Below are 20,851 nucleotides of genomic sequence, written 5' to 3'. Positions count from 1 at the left end.
AAATTTTCATCTCTTTGTCAATCCTCTTCTTTCAAGGAGAGGTAATTATTTATTATTCATTATTCATTATTCATTGTTGAACCGAATTCTATATCAGACCTTATTTCTTGGTCATAAATTGGTCTTTTCTGCATTTACTGTTTCAGGGATAACGTTCTCTTTGTCTGTTTCATTTTCTTTCGATATCTCTTCTTCCAGAATTTGAATTGCTCCACTAATACGAAGCAAAGTATCCCGTAAATTAGCGACTTTAGCCTCATATTCTGCCATAACCTTCTGTCCTGATTCAAATTCAGCTTTCAGTTCTGCTAAACGTTTTTCTAATTTTTCTTTCATGTTCCTTTTACCTTCATATTCGTTGTCATAAATGTACCATTACCAAGGTATTCGAGGGTAGTATCGGGAATAGGATTCGGTGTTGACGGTTGTTGTGCAGGAGCGAGCACTTTAAATTTAGCATTGAATAATGCTCCTTTGAGTAATACAGGTTTACCCCCAGATTTAGTCTTTTTGGCTTTTTGATTGCCTGCCAAGGATTCTATGAAAATCATTCCTACCCCTGGAATAGTATGTTGGGCAGTCTTGTAAAGACAACCAGGAACAATCACATTTTTTTCATCCCCATCCACACAGACGAGTTTCTGGTTGATTTTACTCTTACCTGTGCCAATTAAATCCCCTGGACGTACATTGACAGTTGCTATGCCAAAGGTAGGGTTAAAGTTAGCTTTATCGCCTGTTATGAGAATGAAGTCTGCCATAGTTTAATATCAGCTAAATAAATATAGAGGACTTATACAGAAACCGAGTTTATCAAATGAATTTCGTGGTTTGAACAAATAATCAGGGCAATAAACCCGGTTTCTTGTTTGGGTACGTCCTGATCTAGAGGCACTTTGGGATCTATGTGCGATCGCTAATTTCCACTAGAAAAATTTGTTGAGCGGTTAAAGCGATCGCCCTAAACATAGAACTAAGAGCTATTGACTATATCTTATTCTTCTAGTGGTGCTGCCCTAAAAGTAATACCGTCTAAACAGATCCAAGCTCGACTTCCTGCCTGTAGACTAACTTTTCCATTAGCCTCAATATCTATCCGACCTGGATTTTGCTCTGAACATGCAATGTGAAGTTCTCGACGTGGTGGTGTGTAACCAGTGGGGAGGGTAAAAATCAAATTGCTCGGATTGCTGCTTACATTCTTTACGAAACCTCTCAAGTGAACAATTCCCAAACTATCCTTAAAATATCCAGCCAAATTATAAAGGGTCGGCAAAGCATTGACCCAACTATTTTGAAAGCTTGGAGTCTGCCATGCCTCTTGCTCTAATTTTGTTGTCCCTCCTATTACTTCCAGTTTTGCACCTGGATCATTGGTTCCAATTCCCACATTGTCATTTTTGATGACCATCAGTACTGTTCCGCCAGTACCTGGATCTAGTTGATCGCTATCATGACTACCACCTCTATACCAAGCAAAGTGATTGCCAGTGCGGAAATATTGAGTGTTACTCTGTATCCCAATGCCATACCCATCTCCCCACAAGTCAATCATCTGTCTGGTTTCCGATACCTCAGAAAATGGATCAAAGGCAAGATTTGAAACGGTTAGGTTATTTGCTGAAAAATCTTGACTCAAAGAACCAAGTGCTTTAGTATCAGCATAGTTTTTGATTGCTTTTGCAGTTGCTATTGTCAGATCATTATCGTCACTAAGATTAACATTATTAGAAATGTTATTCACCGTTACTCCATTTTGTAGCTTCAAATCTACGACTGACAGGTTATTTGCTGATAGGCTATTTGCTGAAAAATCTTGACTGGCAGAACCAGCAAGTAGTGCTTTGGTATTATCGGCATAGGTTTTGATGGTATCAGCATAGTTTTTGATTGCTTTTGCAGTTGCTATTGTCAGATCATTATCATCACTAAGACTAACATCACTAGAAATGTTATTCACCGTTACTCCATTTTGTAGCTTCAAATCTACGACTGACAGGTTATTTGCTGATAGGCTATTTGCTGAAAAATCTTGACTGGCAGAACCAGCAAGTAGTGCTTTGGTATTATCGACATAGGTTTTGATTGCTCTTGCAGTTGCTATTGTCAGATCATTATTGTCACGAAGATTAACATCACTAGAAATGTTATTCACCGTTACTCCATTTTGTAGCTTCAAATCTACGACTGACAGGTTATTTGCTGATAGGCTATTTGCTGAAAAATCTTGACTGGCAGAACCAGCAAGTAGTGCTTTGGTATTATCGACATAGGTTTTGATTGCTCTTGCAGTTGCTATTGTCAGATCATTATTGTCACTAAGATTAACATCACTAGAAATGTTATTCACCGCTACTCCATTTTCTAGCTTCAAATCTCCACTAATTTCTAACTTCGCCCCTGGAGTTGTCATCCCAATTCCCACATTGCCATTTGTATCTAAAGTCATGGAGGTATTGTTGGCTAAAGAATTCCAATCACGCCCAATCTTGAGTTTATAACCATCGCTATTATCAATCCCCATTGCCCAGCCAGACTCATTGGCTACATCCCAAGACACGAAAGGATTTCCTCCATCTGCTCCGGCAACTCGAAGGCTGAGAATAGCGTGTTCCTCATTACTATCGGTTGGATTAAAAATATACAGGCCATTATTATTTGGTGCCGTTTGGTTTGTGGCCTGTACCTGTAGAGGAGCAGAAGGAGTTGTTGTCCCAATTCCCACATTGCCATCAACTATTAAATCCCCATCAAGCTTTAAACTGCCTGTTAAAACGGCTAAGTTAGAGTTAGTATCTCCTCCAGAACGAAGAGTCAATGATTTACCATTAGAGTTGGGTAAAGATAATCCTGAATATTCCCGAATATCAGTATTAATATCGGTAATATTACCTTGAGAAATGGTGATTTTTGCTAACTTTACACCTGTATCTGGTGTTGTCTCAGCAAAAGCCAATTCTGGATATTCTTTCCACCGTGTATAGCTATCTGCAACTTCATTTTGTTGTTGAGCGTCTTTATCTTCAAAGTATTGAATATAAAGTTCCCCTTGGCTAAGATTATTAAATTCATAAAAGGTTGTATCTGATTTTAAAACAATCAGATTTCCCTGATTATCTATCGCTGAACCAACTTTAATCAGCACGGATTTTTGATCTGTTTGAATTTCTTCAACTTCTAGTCCTTCAACTATTCCTGAAACATGAAGACTTTGCTTTTGGTAACGAAGGCGATCGCTTAAATATTTATGTTGTAATTGAAAGTCTTCTTCTAATAAATATTGCCCTGGAAAATAGTTTGGGTATTCGGTCGCAAAATTAGAAAAATCGGTTGTTTGAGTCATATTTTTCTCCTGATTATTTATACAGCAAACTCCACAGGGCTAAGGCCATGGGAACCCATAAACCTGGTTTCTCCTAGATACTGTTTGTTCCTAAAATAGTAGGAATTATTTCTCTTGTTATCTCTATTCCGACTTCATGATTATAACAAATTTGTAGAATATTTGTGGTCGGAACTTCTTCCAAAATAAAGTCTTTTGCTAGTAATTGATGTAAGGATTGACCTTGATTAGTATCCCAGGATACTTGAACAGTTACTTTACCTACAACTTTAACATTGTTAAGATTTTTGAGAGTAACAGTTAATTGGTCTATGGTTTGCATAAATTGATAGTAATAGAGAATTCGTTTAATTCTAATTTGATTATTTTCGATAGTAGTTTCTGGGGTAAATAAATGAAAGTCAGATACATCATCTTTGAGACGGACTGTAATTTTATTTAGAACATCTGAAGTCACTTGGTTTGGTTCAGTTACTTCTACAATTGCTGTTAGTTCTATTTTATCAATTATAGCAGTAATATCTGGCTCTAATTCTTGAATTTTAGGAGCTGTAAATGTTCTAAATTTATAAGGTTGACTCCACATATATTCTGTAATCCTCATTCCTGATATTTGGGGAGGATTTACTTGTTGAAAAATTGTATTTCCTTCAATAATTTCTTGCTCCTTATTTTGACTGCATATTTTTAATACAGGTGATAGGTTTATCTGTTCTTCTGTGACTAGCTCGGAATATATTTCTTGATTAATCTGAAAATATAATTTAATAGTTAAACTCCCAATAAAATCTTTATCTGTTCGATTAGATAATTTAACATTAAAACCATCTAAATTATCTTGAAAATGCTGATAATTCAAAGTATATTTGAGAGTAAAAGATTGATTTTCAATAATAGTTTCATGTGAATCTAGAGTAATTGCTTGAGAGTTACCTTGCAGTTGAATAAGTAATTGTTTGGTTAATTGATTAATTTCACTACTATTAATTTGACTGGGGGTAATTTTTACTTCTATTGCAAATGTTTGTTTTTCAGTTGGTTCAAATAATTTAAAAGTGTGAGAAAACTCTGATCGCACCGTTAACTGCATGGTTGGCACAAGAATTTTCAGACTATAAAATGTCTGTGCTGGTTTTTCTTGCTCGATAATTGCCTGAGCAATTTTAGCCTGTTGCCAATATTTAATCGGGTCACGGTCATTTAAAGTTAATTGAACCTGAAAATAATGGGGAAAATGAGTAAAATTATCAAAAATTTCAACCTTTTCTCCTAATTTTGCATTTTTCAAATAAAGACTTAAAAGTTCACTTAATCCCTCTTTTGTTCCGCGCAAACGATAGAATTTAACAACTTCTAAAATAAAAGCTCTCTTAACGTCAATATCCCAATCATCCCGTAAACTTAAAGCTACCCAACCCGCTAACCAAGGTAAAAATTCTTCTGGTGTTTCTTGAGGATTAAAATAGAGATGAATCTGCTCTAAAACTTCCTCAACTCCTGGTACATTTTCACTTTGAGCTGTAATAACTTGTTCCTTACTAGGAGTTTCATAAAGTCCACTCAGAATCTTTTCAAAAGCTAGTAAAAAACGACCCAGGAAAACTTGTTCTTGGAGAATTGCTGGTAAATATTGTTGATAGGTACTAATTGATTTGTTTGTGTTCATTATTAACCTCTTTATATCCCACCCTGCCCCCCTTAAAAAGCTATACTTTATAAACATCTTTCTTGACATAAAACTTGACAACATAGACAAGTTATGTTTAAGTCTTGAATCGGCTTTTTCAGGAGAAAAGAGTATTTTTCAATACACTTTTTTATGAATTTAGATAGAATTCTTCCTCCCCCTCCTCCCCCTCCTCCCCATCTTCCCCACCCTCCCACAAGGGTTTCATATCATGTCCGGTAGCATCGGTCTTGTATAGTAAATAGGCAACAGGCAACAGGCAACAGGCAACAGGCAAGAAAAAACTTAAATTTCCTGTAGATATCCACGCTAACTTTTACACAAACGATACCAACGGACATGATATCAGGAGTTCCTTATAAGGGATAGCTTCTTAAGGGGGGAGTCTTCAAAGTCCCCCTTTCAAAGGGGGATTTAGGGGGATTGTCAATGTGCCTCATAACTGTGGGAATTGTTATATAAACTTAACTAATTATCAGTAGGTACTAATTGATTTGTTTGCGTTCATTGTTAACATCAACCAAGACTGTAAATTTGGTAAATTGATCATCTTCTATAAACTTAACCAACTGATTATCGGCGAGATAAATTTCCGATGCAGGTTGATCATCTTCAGATTGAAAAGGTTGATTATTTTCATCTTTAATTGAAATACTTTCCACATAATCTATTCCCTCCAAATCATCTAATAATTTATAGATTTCTGAGAGATAAATACTTCTCCCAAACGGCCATCCTTTACCCTCCCAATATTTACCAGAATTCAAAGGCTCAAAAAATAGCTTCATTTCTGTATTAGCCTTTTCGATTAAATCTTCTGCTTTGGCGCCATCTTTTAGAACTAATTCTGCTTCTATAGATATAGATACATATTCAGGTTCTACAATATGCAGACGAGTAGTTAACAGTTTTCTGTCCTCAAGAAAGTTAAATAAATTTTCATATTTGTTTTCTACTTCTTCTACTTCTTCTGCGACTTCTTCTACTTCTTCTACTTCTTCTACTTCTTCTGCTTCTTCTACTTCTTCTGCTTCTTCTACTTCTTCTACTTCTTCTGCTACTTCTACTTCTTCTGCTACTTCTACTACTTCTGCTACTTCTACTTCTTCTGCTACTACTTCTACTTCTTCTACTTCTTCTACTTCTTCTACTTCTTCTACTTCTACTTCTTCTGCTACTTCTTCTGCTACTTCTTCTGCTACTTCTTCTGCTACTTCTTCTGCTACTTCTTCTACTTCTTCTGCTACTACTTCTGCTACTTCTACTACTTCTGCTACTTCTACTTCTTCTGCTACTTCTTCTGCTTCTTCTACTTCTTCTTCTACTTGATAAGTATTATCGGGAACAACTACTAAACTAATATGTCCTTCGGCAAAAGTATCAGCATCTTCCTCTTCTAAATTGCGTTGTGCTAAACCTTTAACCCGTTTAATTTCTAAGCCAGTATAATCTGGAGATTTCTTCCAATCTTCCAGAACTAATTGCTCATAATCTTCAATAGTAACTGCCCGATAACGCTGGCGTAAATCCAATAAAGTCTCCTTAATTTTTAATTGCAAAGCTTTGTGTCTTTCTTGGGCAGACTTATTAGGTAATTCCCATTTTTCTTGTTCTTCTTTTACTTCTAGTAAACTAACAAAACTGGCATAATTTTCATCAGGAATTTGATTAACTTGATAGAGAGTCATTTCTGTTAACCATGCCAATAATTCAATTAGAATAATTCCTGTATCTGTGGGATTATGATCTGTCCATTCAGGATATTCAATGGAAATCTGAGAAATTGCCTCTTGTACTAAGTCGGCATAAGTGCGATCATCAAGATTTGGTAAAGGTAAAGTCATGTTTGATAATTAATAATGAATAATTAATAATGAATAATTGATAATTAGAGATGGTTTTCATTCTTTTGACTTCCCTGATGTTAACGAATAGACATCTTTGATAATTAATAATGAATAATTAATAATGAATAATTGATAATTAGAGATGGTTTTCATTCTTTTGACTGCCCTGATGTGAACTAATAGACATCTTTGATAATTAATAATGAATAATTAATAATGAATAATTGATAATTAGAGATAGTTTTCATTTTTCTAGAGATTTCTATTGCCTACTTATTGAGCTAACATTAACGGTATGATTGCCAGAAAAAATTAAAGTATCAGCATTTAGGGAAGGATTAGCTTCTGTTGAACCATTATCTATATCCAAAGAATCAACATGATCTACTTCAGGAATACTTTGAACAATAGCGTAAAAGTCAGATATTTTCGGGTAACGACCAAACTGCCATCCCTTGCCACTGCCACCCGTTAAGGGGTGAAGAAAAGCTTCTAACCCCTGTTTAACAGTATCTCTCACCCGATCTACCCCTTCAAAGGAAACAGGAGTTATGGTGACAGTAACACTGATTTCTTGCCATTTTGGAGCTAAAACAATAATGTTTGTAGTTTCTTCACAACGGGAACGAATATAACTGGCAACCTCTTCTAATAACCCTAAACTAGGAATAGGTTGCCGCGCCACACTATCAGGCAAAATAATCAGTTTAACTTGACCCGCACGACGATTAATTTCCCGCATCGTTCCCTTAAAGTTATCACTTTCACTGTCGCTGAGTTTCTCCGATTTTTGATCGAGAGTCTCTTCAAATAAGACATCAGGTTGAGTCGGATCTAGCCAAAAATTTTTATCTAATGGATTAAAGCTGTTTGTCATCAAATCTGGGGTGACAACTTTAACTCTAGCAACATCAGTGGAAGCTTCATAAGCTAAATCTGCCATATCCTGTGCGGTAACAGCTCGATCTCGGTGACGGATTTGCTTGGGAACTCTTTCTTTGAGACGATCTAAGGTTTCTTGTTGGGCACCTCCTGTTGAGGGTTCCAGATTGATTCCCCGATCGATATAGGGAATAGTGGTTTTTAGCTGACTGATGGTTTCCGCAGCAATATTTCCTTGTTCACCTCCTCCCGTGCGATACAAAGAAAGTCGAATATTATTACGCCCCCGAGGCGGAATCATTCCTACTATTCCATCCCCAAACTTAATTTCTCCTGTTTGTCTGTCTAAAGTATAGTGGCGATCGCTGGTGCCAGAACTATAAAAATCACCTACTTCATCCCATTTTACCCATACTTCTTCAATTTCTCCTATATCATTTTCAATCACTTTAACCTGATCGGATTCTAATTCGGCAGGAATTTGTCCTTCTTCAACTTCTAATTCTTGTCCTTGTAAAATCGGAGTATTATTAGCAACAAAAACTTGATTAGGATCGGCATTACTTGAACCTAATATTTCTTCTCTAATAGTATTTGCTTGAACTGCCCAAATAGTATTTGTTAATAGGCGACGCAGACGGGGTTTAGCAATAAAATTACCACCTTGCCAACGAACTCGTAACCAATATAGTTCTTGACCAAAGTTTTCTATTTTACTCAAATCTGCAGGAGCAATAAATTGAATTAAACCTCGTTCAGAAAAACTTTTAGTTTCATCTTTTACGTCTAATATTTGCCATCCCAGAACGCTAGAATATTCCACTATTAATTCTGGTTGTGTTGAGTAAATAACTCGACTGTCTTGAATATAATCTTCTTCCAGATATTCCTTGACAGTAACAGTAATTTCTGTCTTATTATTATCAATATTGATAATAGCAATATTGCTAATGGTATAGCTACTGTATTCCTTTGATTTTGATTTTTTAATTTCAATAATATCCCCTTCTTCCCAACCAGTTACATCATCTAATTTTAAGATTTTTTCTCCTGCATTTCCATCTTCCGTGAGAAATGTTTCTGTTGTTATATCTTTGGATAATTCTCCTTCTTCGACCGATGGGGGTTCAACCTGAGCGTAGAGAGTAACGGTTTTATTCCCAAAAGATTGATCGAATCCTAGATAAAGGGTGGAGTCTGTGTCTACTGTGGGAGTGAAAGGTCGGAAATCATCGTTAGGATAAGAATAGATAAAATCGTTATTAGCAAAATAAGTAGCTTCTTCAGTTAGGGTAAATTCATAGCTTAACTTTAAGGATTGAATTAGAGGAGGATCGTAAGTTGGGGGAATTGTTTCGGTAATAATTAACTTACGCATAATCCGAGTTCCCACAGTCAAATTATCATTAATAATCTCTTTATTTAGTATCAGTTTATTATTATCTGGATCGATGTCTTCAATTAGATTTTCTTCTGGAAATCCTCCCGTATTTGGCAGAATACGAATTAAATCTCTTTCTTGGAATAAATCCAAATTATCAACTTCTATTTCTGTTGCTCCTTTGTTTATTTCCTCTGTCAAGATTGCTAAATCATCATAAATAGGATATTTACGCTCCGAAGCTGTTTGTCCATAATGACCTTCTTTAATCCGGGCACGAATCCAATACCGAGTTTCTCCATCTTCAATGGTAGGTAATGGTATATCAGAAAACTCTAATCTAGCTTCAATTTCTTTAGTAAAATCAGGTAATTCATCGTTCCATTTTACTATGCGATTATCTACAGTTGTAATTTCTTGCCATTCTTCTCCATCGCTAATTTCCCAAACAATATTTAGGTCAGCAGAAGGACTAATTGATTTACAGGTTAAATCTAAAGTGATGATAGCATTTTGTTGAATATATGGCTCGTGTAAAGCAATATAAAAAGTATCATTAAATGCTGGCTGTTCCCCAAAAGGATAAAAATCTTTAGTGAGGTCTAAAGGACTAGAATTAAATAAACAAACATCTGGAACTAAATCTGATTTAGTAATACTTATTCCACCTGTAATATCTGTTATTTTAGGTGAATTTTCCAATACATTTGTTACCTCAGCTTTTAACCATTTATCTGTTTTACCATCAATTTCAGAAGCAGTCGGAATTGGCAAATCAGTAAAAGTAAAAGTCAATTCATTCCCATTAGTTGTACTGGTAGGAATTTGTTCTTGCCATTGAGAACCATCCCAATAAAACCAATTAAGTCCGCTTGGAAATTCAGCAGTATTATCAGTAGTAATAATTAGGTTGAGGTTTTCTAATTCTGGTAAATTAAAAATTTCTGGACAAGTTAAATAAAGAGAATGTTCAATGGAGCTATTGCCGGTAAAAACTAAAAAAGCTTCATCTGTTTGTCCAGTTGCTTCTAAAGAGCGATCGCTATATTTATCTTGACTAGGTTCCCGTACAAATACCGCTTTTAATTGGGCGGTTGTCACCACCAGTTCCTGATCTGTTTCAAACACTATTTCCTCATCTGAACCCTCTGCTGGTAGTGCAGAAACTTGGGTATAAGCAGGAACTAAACCATCCACAGGACTCCCTTCAGCTAAATAGAAAGTTAAAGGTACTTTCGCTGGTTGGGGTGGCAGAAGTTTTCCCCCAATTAAATCCAGGAAAGCCAAGAAATTTTTCTCAGGGACTTGGTTGAGGCGATCGCTAACCGATTTTACCATCGTAGCAAAGATGCGAATTAATGCCTCTCCTGCATCTATTTGTCCATTATTTGGCTTCCATCCTCGGATTTTGAAACTCTCTAATTCCTTCTTATTCGCATAATCAACTAAGTCTAGAGCCAGATTTTCATCAATAAATTTTCCATCCTCCGCATCTATTCCTAGTTCCTCATCTTTTATATTTTCACCTAAAAATTCTCCAATTAGTAATGCTTCTTCTGCTCCTACTTGACTGGTAAAGTTCTCAGCAAAATATTCTATTTGAGCAACAATATCCTCATAGGTGCGCTGGTCAATATTGGGAGGTAAAAAAGCCATAATAAATTACTTACTGTAAATAAAAAGGATAAACCAAATTAAAAATATTATTCGTGGTTCGGATTTGATAATTTACCTGAATTAAAATTACATTTGGTTGACTAGAATCAGGAATTGTATCCACATCTAAAACATCAATCCGAGGTTCCCATTTAATTAAAGCATTACGAACATCACTAACAATTTGACCCACCGTTCCTGAACTATTCGGAGAAAAAACTTTGTCGTGAATCTCACAGCCAAAATCAGGACGCATGACTCGTTCTCCCTTCGCCGTACTTAAAATCATCCCAATAGATTGTCGTACAGCATCTTCATATTTAGCCACCATTATTTGACCATTTTCATCTGGTTTCACAGGTGAAGTCCATCCCACCCCTAAAAAATCAATATCCATTACATCACCTCCAATGAAGTATCATTAATTTTCACTCCAGCAGAACATTTAATTCCTAAACCAGATGCTGCTTCTAATTCATATTTAGACTTAGCTTTAATCGTACAATTTGCCCCGGCTTCTAACTCATAATTTTTGTTGACTTTTATAGATAAATTGTTACATTCAATCGAAACATCATCATCACTACTTTTTAAGATGATTTTACCTTTAGTTTCAATAGTCAAATCTTTTTCAACTTTAATATTCATGTTATTTTCTTTAGAATCAATCAAAATTTGATTTTTACCTGTTTTATCCTGAATAATAATTTGTTCTTCTCCTTCTGTATCATCCAAAATAATCTGATGACCACTACGGGATTTAATCATTCTTTGATTATTTTTACCATCATCATTTTTAGCAGGAGGTTTATCTTTTCCATTCCACAAAGCACCTAAAATATAAGGAACATTCATATCACCTTGTTCAAAAGCAACTAATACTTCATCATCAACTTCCGGCAAAAAATAAATACCTCTGTCATTTCCAGCCATAGGAGTTAAAATTCTAGCCCAGTAACTCTCTTCATCTTGGGAAAGCCAAGGAAATTTGACTTTAATCCTGCCTAAACCTTCTGGGTCTTTATTGTTAGTAACTATGCCTATTGTTACCCCATTAAAAATATTATTTTTTTCATTGTTGAGTAATAAATCGTATCCATTCATTTAGTCTTTCTCCTAATAGTAAAAATTGTTACAGCAGTTCTCTAATCTATGAGGTACAGATTTATCAAAATAACATGGGTCTAAAACCCCGCCTTTTAAGGCGTAATATTTTTGGAGCGGGGCTTAAATCCCCGTTACAAAAATAACTTCTGTACGGGCGTTAACGATAGTTATGCGAAGCAAACGGCCGTTCGCCCCTACGACTTCTGACTTCTGACTTCGTTAAATCCCCCCCCTGCCCCCCTCTTAAAAAGCTATGCTTTATAAACATCTTTCTTAACATAAAACTTGACAACATAGACAACTTATGTTTAAGTCTTGAATCGGCTTTTTCAGGAGAAAAGAGTATTTTTCAATACACTTTTTTATCAATGTAGACAGGATTCTTCCTCCCCATCCTCCCCATCCTCCCCATCCTCCCCGTCCTCTCCACAAGGCTAACTTATCGTTGTTGGGTCATGGCTATTATCCCTTCTACTGTAAAATCTGAGATATTCTCAAGGGTGGGGAGTCTGTCAGTTCCGGCAAACACCAGTGGTAGTTCTTGGTTTTCCCAAACCCAGATTTGCTGTCGCTGAATGTCAATTAGCCAAGCAAGCTGAGTCCCGTTACTCAAGCAGTGCAGAATTTTGTTCTGTAGGTCTAATGTACTTTGATCAGGGGAACGGATTTCTATTAACCAGTCTGGTGAACCTTGCAGGGGGCCATCTTCATTGCTGAGGCGATCGCTTTTAACAACTACAATATCTGGTACGGGGGATAAGGGGGGGATGATGCACCGGAGTTCTTGAATTGCTTCATAAACTTGGGTTTGATTGTTGATGGCGTTGACGAGGTTGCGCTGGAGGCGGGAATGAAACAAGGTTGGCATGAGTTTTTGTTGGGCGTGTCCATGGATAAATTCCCAAGCAGGAGAAGCTTCTATGTTGGGTTGTTGGAGAAAAGCGTCTAAGGAGTTAGTAGTACTTGGTGATTGCATAAATTTTGTTATCCGTAAAAGCACACTTTTTGTTGGTGCAATGTTTTGTTTTGTTGGGTTTATCCTAACGGATAAGCTGCGCTAACGTTACCTCAACCCAACCTACAAGATCGGCGATCGCACTATCTTTTTTAATTCGTTAGTTTCCCTCATCGTTTTTGCTCATTTTTATTAAGTTGAATTAATTAAGATTAATTTAGTTTGTCTCGCTCATTTTAATCCATAAGGTTGTTATTGTTTTTATATTTTTTTCCTTTTATGTCATTTTGTTATATCATGTCTCATTAAAAAACTGTAATAAACAATCTCAGGACTTACGCAGGTGAACCCAGAAACCCGGTTTCTCGTAGACATCTATTGCTTAAAACAACAATTTATCGTAGAAACCGGGTTTCTTTGCGTAAGTCCTAAATCTTTCCCCAAACCTGTAGGGACGTTCCATGGAACGTCCCTACATTGCGGTTCATTTATGTTACTTGATATTATGTATTAATCATAGTTAAGCGATCGCTCTAATCTGTAGTAACATTTATCCAGATTTCCTACTCACTTAGATCGATTTCTTGATTCCCAAAAAATTCCGCTTCCTGATAAATATATTTGAAAATTTGTGCAGAAACCGTAGTTTTTGAGTGGAAAAAAGATGGGTTTTTGTGACATACTCCCACACTAAGCTGACGCTATAGTGTGGGCTTCTCGTTTCGGTGCCCTGCTATTGCATCGGGCTCCACGAGCTTTAAGGACGGAATGCCCTACCGCCCTATTTTTTACATTTATCGCCGCGTTTACATCGCGGTCTATTACAATGCCGCAGTGCGGGCAAGAATGAGTTCTTTGGGATAATTCTTTCAAGACTTTTTCACCACAATTTGAGCAATCTTGGCTGGTATTTTTAGGGTTCACAGCTATAGTTTTCTGCCCAGCATTTTCGGCTTTGACAGTCAAAATAGTTAGAAATTGTCCCCATGCAGCATCATTAATTGATTTACTCAATCGGGTTTTGGCTAGCCCTTTAATATTTAAGTTTTCGTAAGCAATAATATCAGCTTTTGATAATAATTCATTGGCTGTTTTAAAATGAAAATCTTTACGCTTGTCGGCTACCTTTTTATGTTGTTTGGCTACTGCCAGAAGAGCTTTTAACCATCTTTTACTACCTTTTTTCTTCTTAGATAAACGTTTTTGTAGCGTCTTTAATCGCTGTTGATATTTTCGATAATATTGAGGAATTGGAACTGATTCTCCTGAGCTTGTCGTCAAGAATGACTTTAGTCCCATATCTATTCCCAGAGTATTTTCTGATGTAGGTTTGACTTCAGAATTTAATGAGGGAACCGATTTATCCTCCAAGGATAAAGTTACATAATAGCCATCTGCTTTACGACTAATTGTGACTGTTTTAATTTGAAAACCCTCTGGCAACGGCCGATGTTGAATCAACTTTACATTACCAATTTTGGGAAGATTAATTCTTTGATTGACAATACAATCCTGTTTGATTTGAGGATAAGTGAAACTACGATAACGGCTTTTTTTCTTAAATCTTGGCTTACCTAATCTCTGCCCGTTTTTATTTGCTTTAAACCACTTATCAAAGGCTAGTTTTACCCGTTTAATGCAATCTTGCAATACTTGAGAATGAATTAATTTGTACTCCCGAAATTTGTCTTTGGTATTTACCAAATCCTTTTTCTGGGAGTAATAATCTGGATTATCTCTGAGTTGAGGAATTGGTATTATTAACGGACAAGCATTAACCGGACAACGGTTTTCTGACCACCATGAGAACCGCTCGCCCAATCTGTAGTTGTACTGCCGACGCAACAATTCTAGCCACAACTCTATCGTGGCAACTTGATCTTTGTTGGGCCTTAATTTGTATTGATAGGCAGTCCGCATAACGGTAAATTTCCCTGAGTATAAAACATAATAGCACAAGTTTTTTTTTAAAGACCAAAACTGATAATATTTGTAAATTAATGGGGTTCAATGCCCCATTAATTTACCGCCGATTCATCTCACCCCAAATCATAGATTATGGCGTGAGGCTTCTCGGCGATTTAGCTAATTTTGTCATTACATGGAATATGCTTTAGGATAGGAATATAGCGGTTTTCAGTAGGCGTGATGTACATCAACGATCCCCCTAAATCCCCCTTAAAAAGGGGGACTTCCAGTTCCCCCCCTTCTCAAGGGGGGTTAGGGGGGATCAAAAGCGGTGTACCTCACAAAGGGTGGGAAATGCTATATATGCCATACCACCTCCCATAATAAAACCTAAAAATTAATTCAAACAACACCTGAAAAGAAAAATTTATGTATACTTACGCCAATAAAACCCAGGACAATAAAACAAAATCGGTGGCTAATCAGGTTGCGAATAATAACAGTAGTGCTACTTCTACTGTTCAGTTTGTAGATAATCGACAATCAGCTATTCAAATGCGTAAAATACAAGGGATGGTAAACAATAGCCCCCAAGGGAAACAAGCTGCACAATTGATGGCTGATAATTATTCTTCGCAACAGCAGCCAATTCAGAGACAAGAAAATAAGACTGGCTTGCCTGACAATCTAAAATCAGGAGTTGAAAACCTCTCTGGTTATTCTATGGATGATGTGAAAGTGCATTACAATTCTGATAAACCAGCTCAATTACAGGCTCATGCTTATACACAAGGAACAAATATCCATGTTGCTCCAGGGCAAGAAAAACATCTGGCCCATGAGGCTTGGCATGTGGTGCAGCAGAAGCAGGGGAGAGTGAAGCCAACGATCCAGGCTAAAGGTGTGGCGATTAATGATAACCACGCCTTGGAACGGGAGGCAGACCTGATGGGGGTAAAAGCGGCCTCTGTAAAAAGAACTGACCCTTTTTCGTCCAATGAGTAAGGAGACAGTCTGAATGGTAACCATGGCGAACATTATCAGAGTTGAAAAGACGGTTCATCGAAATCAGCAGCGTCTGAAACTCCTGTTTGACGGAATTGCAACGGGCTGTGGAAAAAGCTGGGATTAAAAAGGAGGTGACTTTACATACGCTACGACATAGTTTTGCGACCCATCTGCTGGAACGGGGGACGGATCTACGTTATATCCAGGAGCTACTAGGACATAGCAGTTCGAAGACGACGGAGATATACACCCATATTACGTCAAAGGGATTTGAGAATCTCAAGTCGCCGCTGGATGATATGGATGTTTGAAGAGGTACACATATACCCCCGATTTGGAGGTATATGCGCACCTTTTGAGTAATGACACAGTAAAAATAAACGGAACAGTACCGATTACTGACATTGTTATAGGCAATTGAAGACAGCCTATAACATCGAACAAAACATAATTGAAAGAGGGTTTAGATATGTATACACAAGTAGAAAAAACAAAAGAGAATAATAGTAAAGCGATTACCAATTCTGTTATGCAGAAGAAAAGTAGTAATACACATACTTTTCAGTTTGTAGATAACAGACCAGAAGCTGTTACACAAAGAAAATTACAAGAAATGGCTAAAAGCAGCCCAGTAATAACTCTGCCGTTACAAAAAGCATCTGCTATGAGGGGACAAACAATTCAATTTGTTGGGGGGTTAAGTGAATTGCCCAAAGATCTTGTTGATATTATTGACCAATACCTTGGTGACCAGACTATAGAAGACCTCTATAATATAGCCATTGCTGATCCAACGAAACTCGATGATGTGATAGAACTCATAAAGTTAAGGAAGAGTCAATGGAGGGCTCCTGCAAATGTTTTCGAGATTATTGAGCAAGCATCTGATAATGCGAAATACATCGATCTGCTAGACCGACAGAGAGCATTATTGGCAACTAATAGGTAGCATCAGGAAAGATACACTGCATCAACCAACTACTTATTTGGCTAAAAACCACAGTCAAATAGTAATAGAAGACCTTAATGTATCAGGAATGATGTCAAACCATAAGCTAGCTAAGGCTGTTGCCGATATGGGTTTTTATGAGTTCAGAAGACAGTTAGAGTATAAGTGCCAACTATACGGCTCTAAGTTAATCGTTGTTGATAGATGGTTTCCTAGCTCTAAGACTTGCAGTAGGTGTGGTCAGGTGAAACAATCTTTGTCTTTATCGGAGCGTGTATTCAATTGTGAATATTGCGGTTTCAGTTGCGATTGCTTCGCAACGCTAGCGCGAACGAGATTTGAATGCTAGTTTAAATCTAGCTATGGCGGTCAGTGAGAGCTACGCTCCGCTGACGCGAACGACCGTGACAGCCTGTGGACTGGATAACGCCGACGTTGCCAGAAGGAAGCAGGAATATAACAGATAATCATAGATTTATATAGATTATCGTAGGTTTCTAAAAACGGTATATGTGCACCTTTGAGCAATGATCCCAGCATTAGTGAGTTCGGAGTTCGGAGTTATAATAACGTTGATATGATAAGCTTTTGAGGATTTCCCTTGCTTGCCAATCAAATGTCAATAAGCTATCTTTATTGATAATTATCGACATTTTAGGAGGGGAACTCCCATTCATTCTCATTAAGCTTGACTATTTGATAATACGATTTGGTCGTCAATACTACCCAAGAGCTTGCAAGATAACTTCTCCAAGCTAGTATATTCTTTCTGAGAAATCGCCTTGGCCATTTAGACTATACTCGCTACTTTTTATTAATTCCTCATTCCCTATGAATCCAACTCAACTCAATAATAACGCAGATTGCATAGAGCGCGAACTCACTTGGTTCAGCCAAATCTTAGAACATAGGTTTCAACTTCGTGCTGATGGAAAAAATGCCGAAAGCGATGTGTTCGCCTTAATTCCACCGCCAGTATTACCACAGACGGATGTGCCCTACGCGGAACTTGTCCACAAATTCAACCTGCAACCTGCCGAACGTCTGCTGCTGATTCTCTGCTTGATTCCCCATATCAAACCCAATCTACTTGATATGTTTTTGATTCGTAATCAATCCCTCGATCGCGGATATACGGAATTTGGCGGACTGATGGGCAACTCCCACGGTGGCTTTTTGCCAACTTGTGAGACAGCAATGTTTTTATTGGCAGATGACAACCTCTCTGCCAGACTTGATTACGATTCCATGTTCAGAAGCGATCGCCTCTTATTTGCCGAGGGAATCCTCTATATGGAACATACTCACGTCAACGAGCCACAACTATCGGCAGCACTCCATCTCAGTCCCGAGTATCGGGAACTAATAATCACAGGACAATCCTATACACCGCCTTTGAGCTATATGTTCCCCGCACAGCGCATCACAACGGAGTTAGAATGGGATAACCTGGTACTTGCTCCGACTACACAACAACAAATTGAGGATATCCTCACCTGGGTTGAAAACAAGGACGTACTGATGGAGAAATGGCAATTGAAGCAGCGACTCAAACCAGGTTTTCGTAGCCTTTTTTATGGTCCCCCCGGAACCGGAAAAACTATGACTGCTTGTTTGCTGGGGAAAAAATCTGGTTTTCCGGTATTTCGCATCGATCTTTCGAGAGTTCTATCGAAGTTCATCGGGGAAACGGAAAAGAATCTAGCCAGACTCTTCGATAGAGCTAATCAGCAAGATTGGATTCTGTTTTTTGATGAAGCAGACTCCCTATTTGGCAAACGTGTTGAAACCCAAAGTTCTAATGATCGCGCCGCCAACCAAGAAGTCTCATATCTGTTACAGCGGATTGAAGACTATTCTGGTTTAGCGATTCTAGCAACCAATTTACGCTCTCAATTAGACGAAGCTTTTGCACGGCGATTTCAGTCGATGATTTTGTTTCCGATGCCAAATGCGGAACAACGTTTGCAGTTATGGCAGGATAATTTTCTGAACAAGCCATTTGATGTTGCCCAGGAGGTGGATTTTGAAAAGTTGGCCAATGAGCATGAGCTGACTGGGGGTGGCATTATTAATGTTCTGCACTACGCTTGTATCAAGGCAGTTAACCGTACACCACCCAAAATCTACGAGAGGGATTTGCTGGAAGGTATTAGCCGTGAGTTGCAAAAAGAGGACAGGCATGATATTAAAGCCAATAGGGGTTATGGGGAATACTTTGGTATTAGCAGGAAGTTGAGTAGCATTCCTGGTAATATCATGTCCGGTTGATTTTAATGAGGGAGGAGACAGGAGACAGGAGACAGGAGTCAGGAGGGAAGAGAGGAGAGGAGACAGGAGACAGGAGACAGGAGTCAGGAGTCAGGAGGGAAGAATCGCTTTAGGAGTCAGGAGTCAGGAGTCAGGAGGGAAGAGGAGGGAATTTTAAGCTATATGGAGGAGTCAGGAGTCAACCCGCCCCTAACCCCTCCCAGGAGGGGAAGAGGAGGGAATTTTAAGCTATAAAGAAGAGAAAGTTTTTTTTATCACTGATTATCTGGACATGATATTAGCGATCGAAAAGATGTTCTAAATTACGATATCCGCTAACTACTCTAACAATCTCAACACCATTTTCTATTAAACGATAGAGAATAATATAATTATCAAGAGGAATACCTCTTAATGAAGGTTCAATATCTTGATAACTTCTGCCCATACTTGGAAATTGTAATAATTTTTCGCATTTGTTCTCAAAAGCAATAACAAATCTTTCGCCAGCTTCTACATTCTGACTAGCGAAATAATCAAAAATTTCATCTAAATCTTGACTTGCTTCTGGGGAAATTAAACAAATTCTCATTATTTGTTTTCTTTAGCTTGGTGAACTTTTTCTTTGAGTTTATTAATAACAGTTTGTGCTTCAATTCCTTCACCTCTGTCTAGTTGTGCCAAACCTACAGCTACTTTTTTTCGAGTATTTTCTACCCACTGTTGATAATGTTTATCTCTTTCATCTAACAATTGTAAGGCTTCAGCAATAACTTCATCAACAGTTGTATATTTACCACTATTTACTTTAGCTAGAATTAATTTTTCTTGTTCTGGCTTTAAAATAATATCCATTAGTTTCGGTTTAATTTACAAGTTTATATACACAAGACCAAAATTAATTAACGTTTGATCGAGGCAGTGCGTTAATGATAATGTAGCGCACTCTACAAGATTGGCTCAAAAAGACTTTTTCCGCAAACCTTACCGAAACAATTCAACAATTCAACGTAAGCATTCAGGTGTAGGGGTTGACAAAAAATGAAAGGTCTGTATTACTGATAAGAAATGAAATTCAAGCCACCAGATATCCCAAAAGACCGAAAAGACCTAGAACTACTGTCCAAAGAAGCTCTAGAAGAACTGGTTTGGCAACAGCAACACCTCATAGAAAAACTGATTGAAGAGGTAGAACGGCTTAAAGAACTATGTAATAAAGATAGTCAAACCTCATCATTACCCCCTTCAAGCGATCTACTTAAGCGATCGGAAAAAACCCCACTCACAAAGGAAAAGGAATCAGACTCCAGCCATCGAAAACCAGGAGGACAACAGGGACATCCAGGAAAGACAAGAAAAGGATTTGGACGAGTAGACCGTTACCAAGTACTAGAGCCACAAAAATGCCCAGTATGTGGAGGAAATCACTGGGAAACCAGAGGAGTAACTACCAGAAGCTACCAGGTAGCCCAACTGGTGGAACGTCCCATAGAAATCGTTGAATATCAACAAGTGCGGCGATTGTGTCAAAAGTGTGGAGAACAAGTATCAGGGGAATTACCAGAAAATGTAATTCCAGGACAAGATTTATCAGTAAACCTACAAACAATGTTGGTATGGTTGGGGCACTACGGCCATTTGTCCTATGAAAAACAACAAGAATGGTTGAAAGAGTTTGGGAAAATAGAGGTAAGTTTAGGAACATTGGAAGCCACTACCCGTAGAGTGGCCGAGGCTCTAACCCCACAAGTGGAGAGTGAAAAAAATCGGGGGAGATGACAATATATGGTAATATGGACAAATGTCTAATTACTCCGAACCCGTTATCTACCAACTCAAAGTCGTACTACTGGGTATTAGTCCGATGATATGGCGTCG

General features: G+C 37.7%; 18 protein-coding genes. 6 read left to right on the top strand and 12 right to left on the bottom strand.

The features are described 5' to 3' along the window. Nucleotides 1-111: 111 nt before the first annotated feature. From F6K15_RS23665 to F6K15_RS23620, 10 genes are all read right to left on the bottom strand, one after another. A complete protein-coding gene (locus F6K15_RS23665; protein WP_293065140.1) occupies nt 112-336 on the bottom strand; it encodes a hypothetical protein in 225 nt (74 codons plus the stop codon). Next, entirely contained in the window at nt 333-761 is a 429-nt protein-coding gene (locus tag F6K15_RS23660) for a hypothetical protein (RefSeq protein WP_293065137.1), read from the bottom strand. The genes F6K15_RS23665 and F6K15_RS23660 overlap by 4 nt, the downstream gene beginning before the upstream one ends. A gap of 233 nt (nt 762-994) precedes the next feature. Next, the gene (locus tag F6K15_RS23655) at nt 995-3,343 is read right to left on the bottom strand and encodes a hypothetical protein (protein WP_293065134.1); all 2,349 of its coding nucleotides are present in this window, start codon (nt 3,341-3,343) and stop codon (nt 995-997) included. Nucleotides 3,344-3,416: 73 nt separating this feature from the next. Further along, entirely contained in the window at nt 3,417-5,009 is a 1,593-nt protein-coding gene (locus F6K15_RS23650) for a phage tail protein (protein ID WP_293065131.1), read from the bottom strand. 506 nt (nt 5,010-5,515) lie between these two features. Next, nucleotides 5,516-6,874, bottom strand: a complete 1,359-nt coding sequence (locus F6K15_RS23645) for a hypothetical protein (RefSeq protein WP_293065128.1) — start codon at nt 6,872-6,874, stop codon at nt 5,516-5,518. Between the two features lie 265 nt (nt 6,875-7,139). After that, nucleotides 7,140-10,796: a baseplate J/gp47 family protein gene (locus F6K15_RS23640; protein ID WP_293065125.1), complete on the bottom strand. Its 3,657-nt coding sequence runs from the start codon at nt 10,794-10,796 to the stop codon at nt 7,140-7,142. Between the two features lie 10 nt (nt 10,797-10,806). Further along, nucleotides 10,807-11,193: a GPW/gp25 family protein gene (locus F6K15_RS23635; RefSeq protein WP_293065122.1), complete on the bottom strand. Its 387-nt coding sequence runs from the start codon at nt 11,191-11,193 to the stop codon at nt 10,807-10,809. Continuing rightward, nucleotides 11,193-11,900: a phage baseplate assembly protein V gene (locus F6K15_RS23630; RefSeq protein ID WP_293065119.1), complete on the bottom strand. Its 708-nt coding sequence runs from the start codon at nt 11,898-11,900 to the stop codon at nt 11,193-11,195. The genes F6K15_RS23635 and F6K15_RS23630 overlap by 1 nt, the downstream gene beginning before the upstream one ends. A gap of 442 nt (nt 11,901-12,342) precedes the next feature. Then, nucleotides 12,343-12,879: a Uma2 family endonuclease gene (locus tag F6K15_RS23625; RefSeq protein WP_293065117.1), complete on the bottom strand. Its 537-nt coding sequence runs from the start codon at nt 12,877-12,879 to the stop codon at nt 12,343-12,345. Between the two features lie 669 nt (nt 12,880-13,548). Then, a complete protein-coding gene (locus tag F6K15_RS23620) occupies nt 13,549-14,778 on the bottom strand; it encodes a transposase (RefSeq protein WP_293065114.1) in 1,230 nt (409 codons plus the stop codon). A 417-nt stretch (nt 14,779-15,195) separates the two neighbouring features. On the opposite strand from F6K15_RS23620, the gene F6K15_RS23615 reads away from it, so the two are divergent. The 5 genes from F6K15_RS23615 to F6K15_RS23595 all read left to right on the top strand — a co-directional run bounded on the left by F6K15_RS23615 (nt 15,196) and on the right by F6K15_RS23595 (nt 18,994). Beyond that, the gene (locus F6K15_RS23615; protein WP_293065111.1) at nt 15,196-15,771 is read left to right on the top strand and encodes a DUF4157 domain-containing protein; all 576 of its coding nucleotides are present in this window, start codon (nt 15,196-15,198) and stop codon (nt 15,769-15,771) included. An 86-nt stretch (nt 15,772-15,857) separates the two neighbouring features. Continuing rightward, nucleotides 15,858-16,085 carry a tyrosine-type recombinase/integrase gene (locus F6K15_RS23610; protein WP_293065108.1) on the top strand — a complete coding sequence of 76 codons (228 nt, stop codon included), beginning with the start codon at nt 15,858-15,860 and terminating at the stop codon, nt 16,083-16,085. A 140-nt stretch (nt 16,086-16,225) separates the two neighbouring features. Further along, entirely contained in the window at nt 16,226-16,723 is a 498-nt protein-coding gene (locus F6K15_RS23605; protein ID WP_293065105.1) for a hypothetical protein, read from the top strand. Between the two features lie 37 nt (nt 16,724-16,760). After that, the gene (locus F6K15_RS39105; RefSeq protein WP_375341084.1) at nt 16,761-17,072 is read left to right on the top strand and encodes an RNA-guided endonuclease InsQ/TnpB family protein; all 312 of its coding nucleotides are present in this window, start codon (nt 16,761-16,763) and stop codon (nt 17,070-17,072) included. Between the two features lie 482 nt (nt 17,073-17,554). Continuing rightward, on the top strand, nt 17,555-18,994 hold the full coding sequence (locus F6K15_RS23595) for an ATP-binding protein (protein ID WP_293065103.1): 1,440 nt from the start codon (nt 17,555-17,557) through the stop codon (nt 18,992-18,994). Between the two features lie 277 nt (nt 18,995-19,271). Here F6K15_RS23595 and F6K15_RS23590 read toward each other — a convergent pair whose 3' ends face one another. Together F6K15_RS23590 and F6K15_RS23585 are read right to left on the bottom strand one after the other, a co-directional pair. After that, nucleotides 19,272-19,565: a type II toxin-antitoxin system RelE/ParE family toxin gene (locus tag F6K15_RS23590; RefSeq protein WP_293065100.1), complete on the bottom strand. Its 294-nt coding sequence runs from the start codon at nt 19,563-19,565 to the stop codon at nt 19,272-19,274. Beyond that, entirely contained in the window at nt 19,565-19,828 is a 264-nt protein-coding gene (locus F6K15_RS23585) for a type II toxin-antitoxin system ParD family antitoxin (RefSeq protein ID WP_293065098.1), read from the bottom strand. Before F6K15_RS23585 ends, F6K15_RS23590 begins: the two co-directional genes overlap by 1 nt. A 213-nt stretch (nt 19,829-20,041) precedes the next feature. On the opposite strand from F6K15_RS23585, the gene F6K15_RS23580 reads away from it, so the two are divergent. Further along, nucleotides 20,042-20,752, top strand: a complete 711-nt coding sequence (locus F6K15_RS23580; RefSeq protein ID WP_293065095.1) for a DUF6444 domain-containing protein — start codon at nt 20,042-20,044, stop codon at nt 20,750-20,752. The last annotated feature ends 99 nt before the right edge of the window (nt 20,753-20,851 follow it).

It is taken from the genome of Okeania sp. SIO2B3 (assembly GCF_010672525.1).
Lineage (GTDB): Bacteria > Cyanobacteriota > Cyanobacteriia > Cyanobacteriales > Microcoleaceae > Okeania.
Note: the sequence above shows the minus strand (reverse complement) of the source record. Positions and strands in the feature narration are given on the sequence as shown.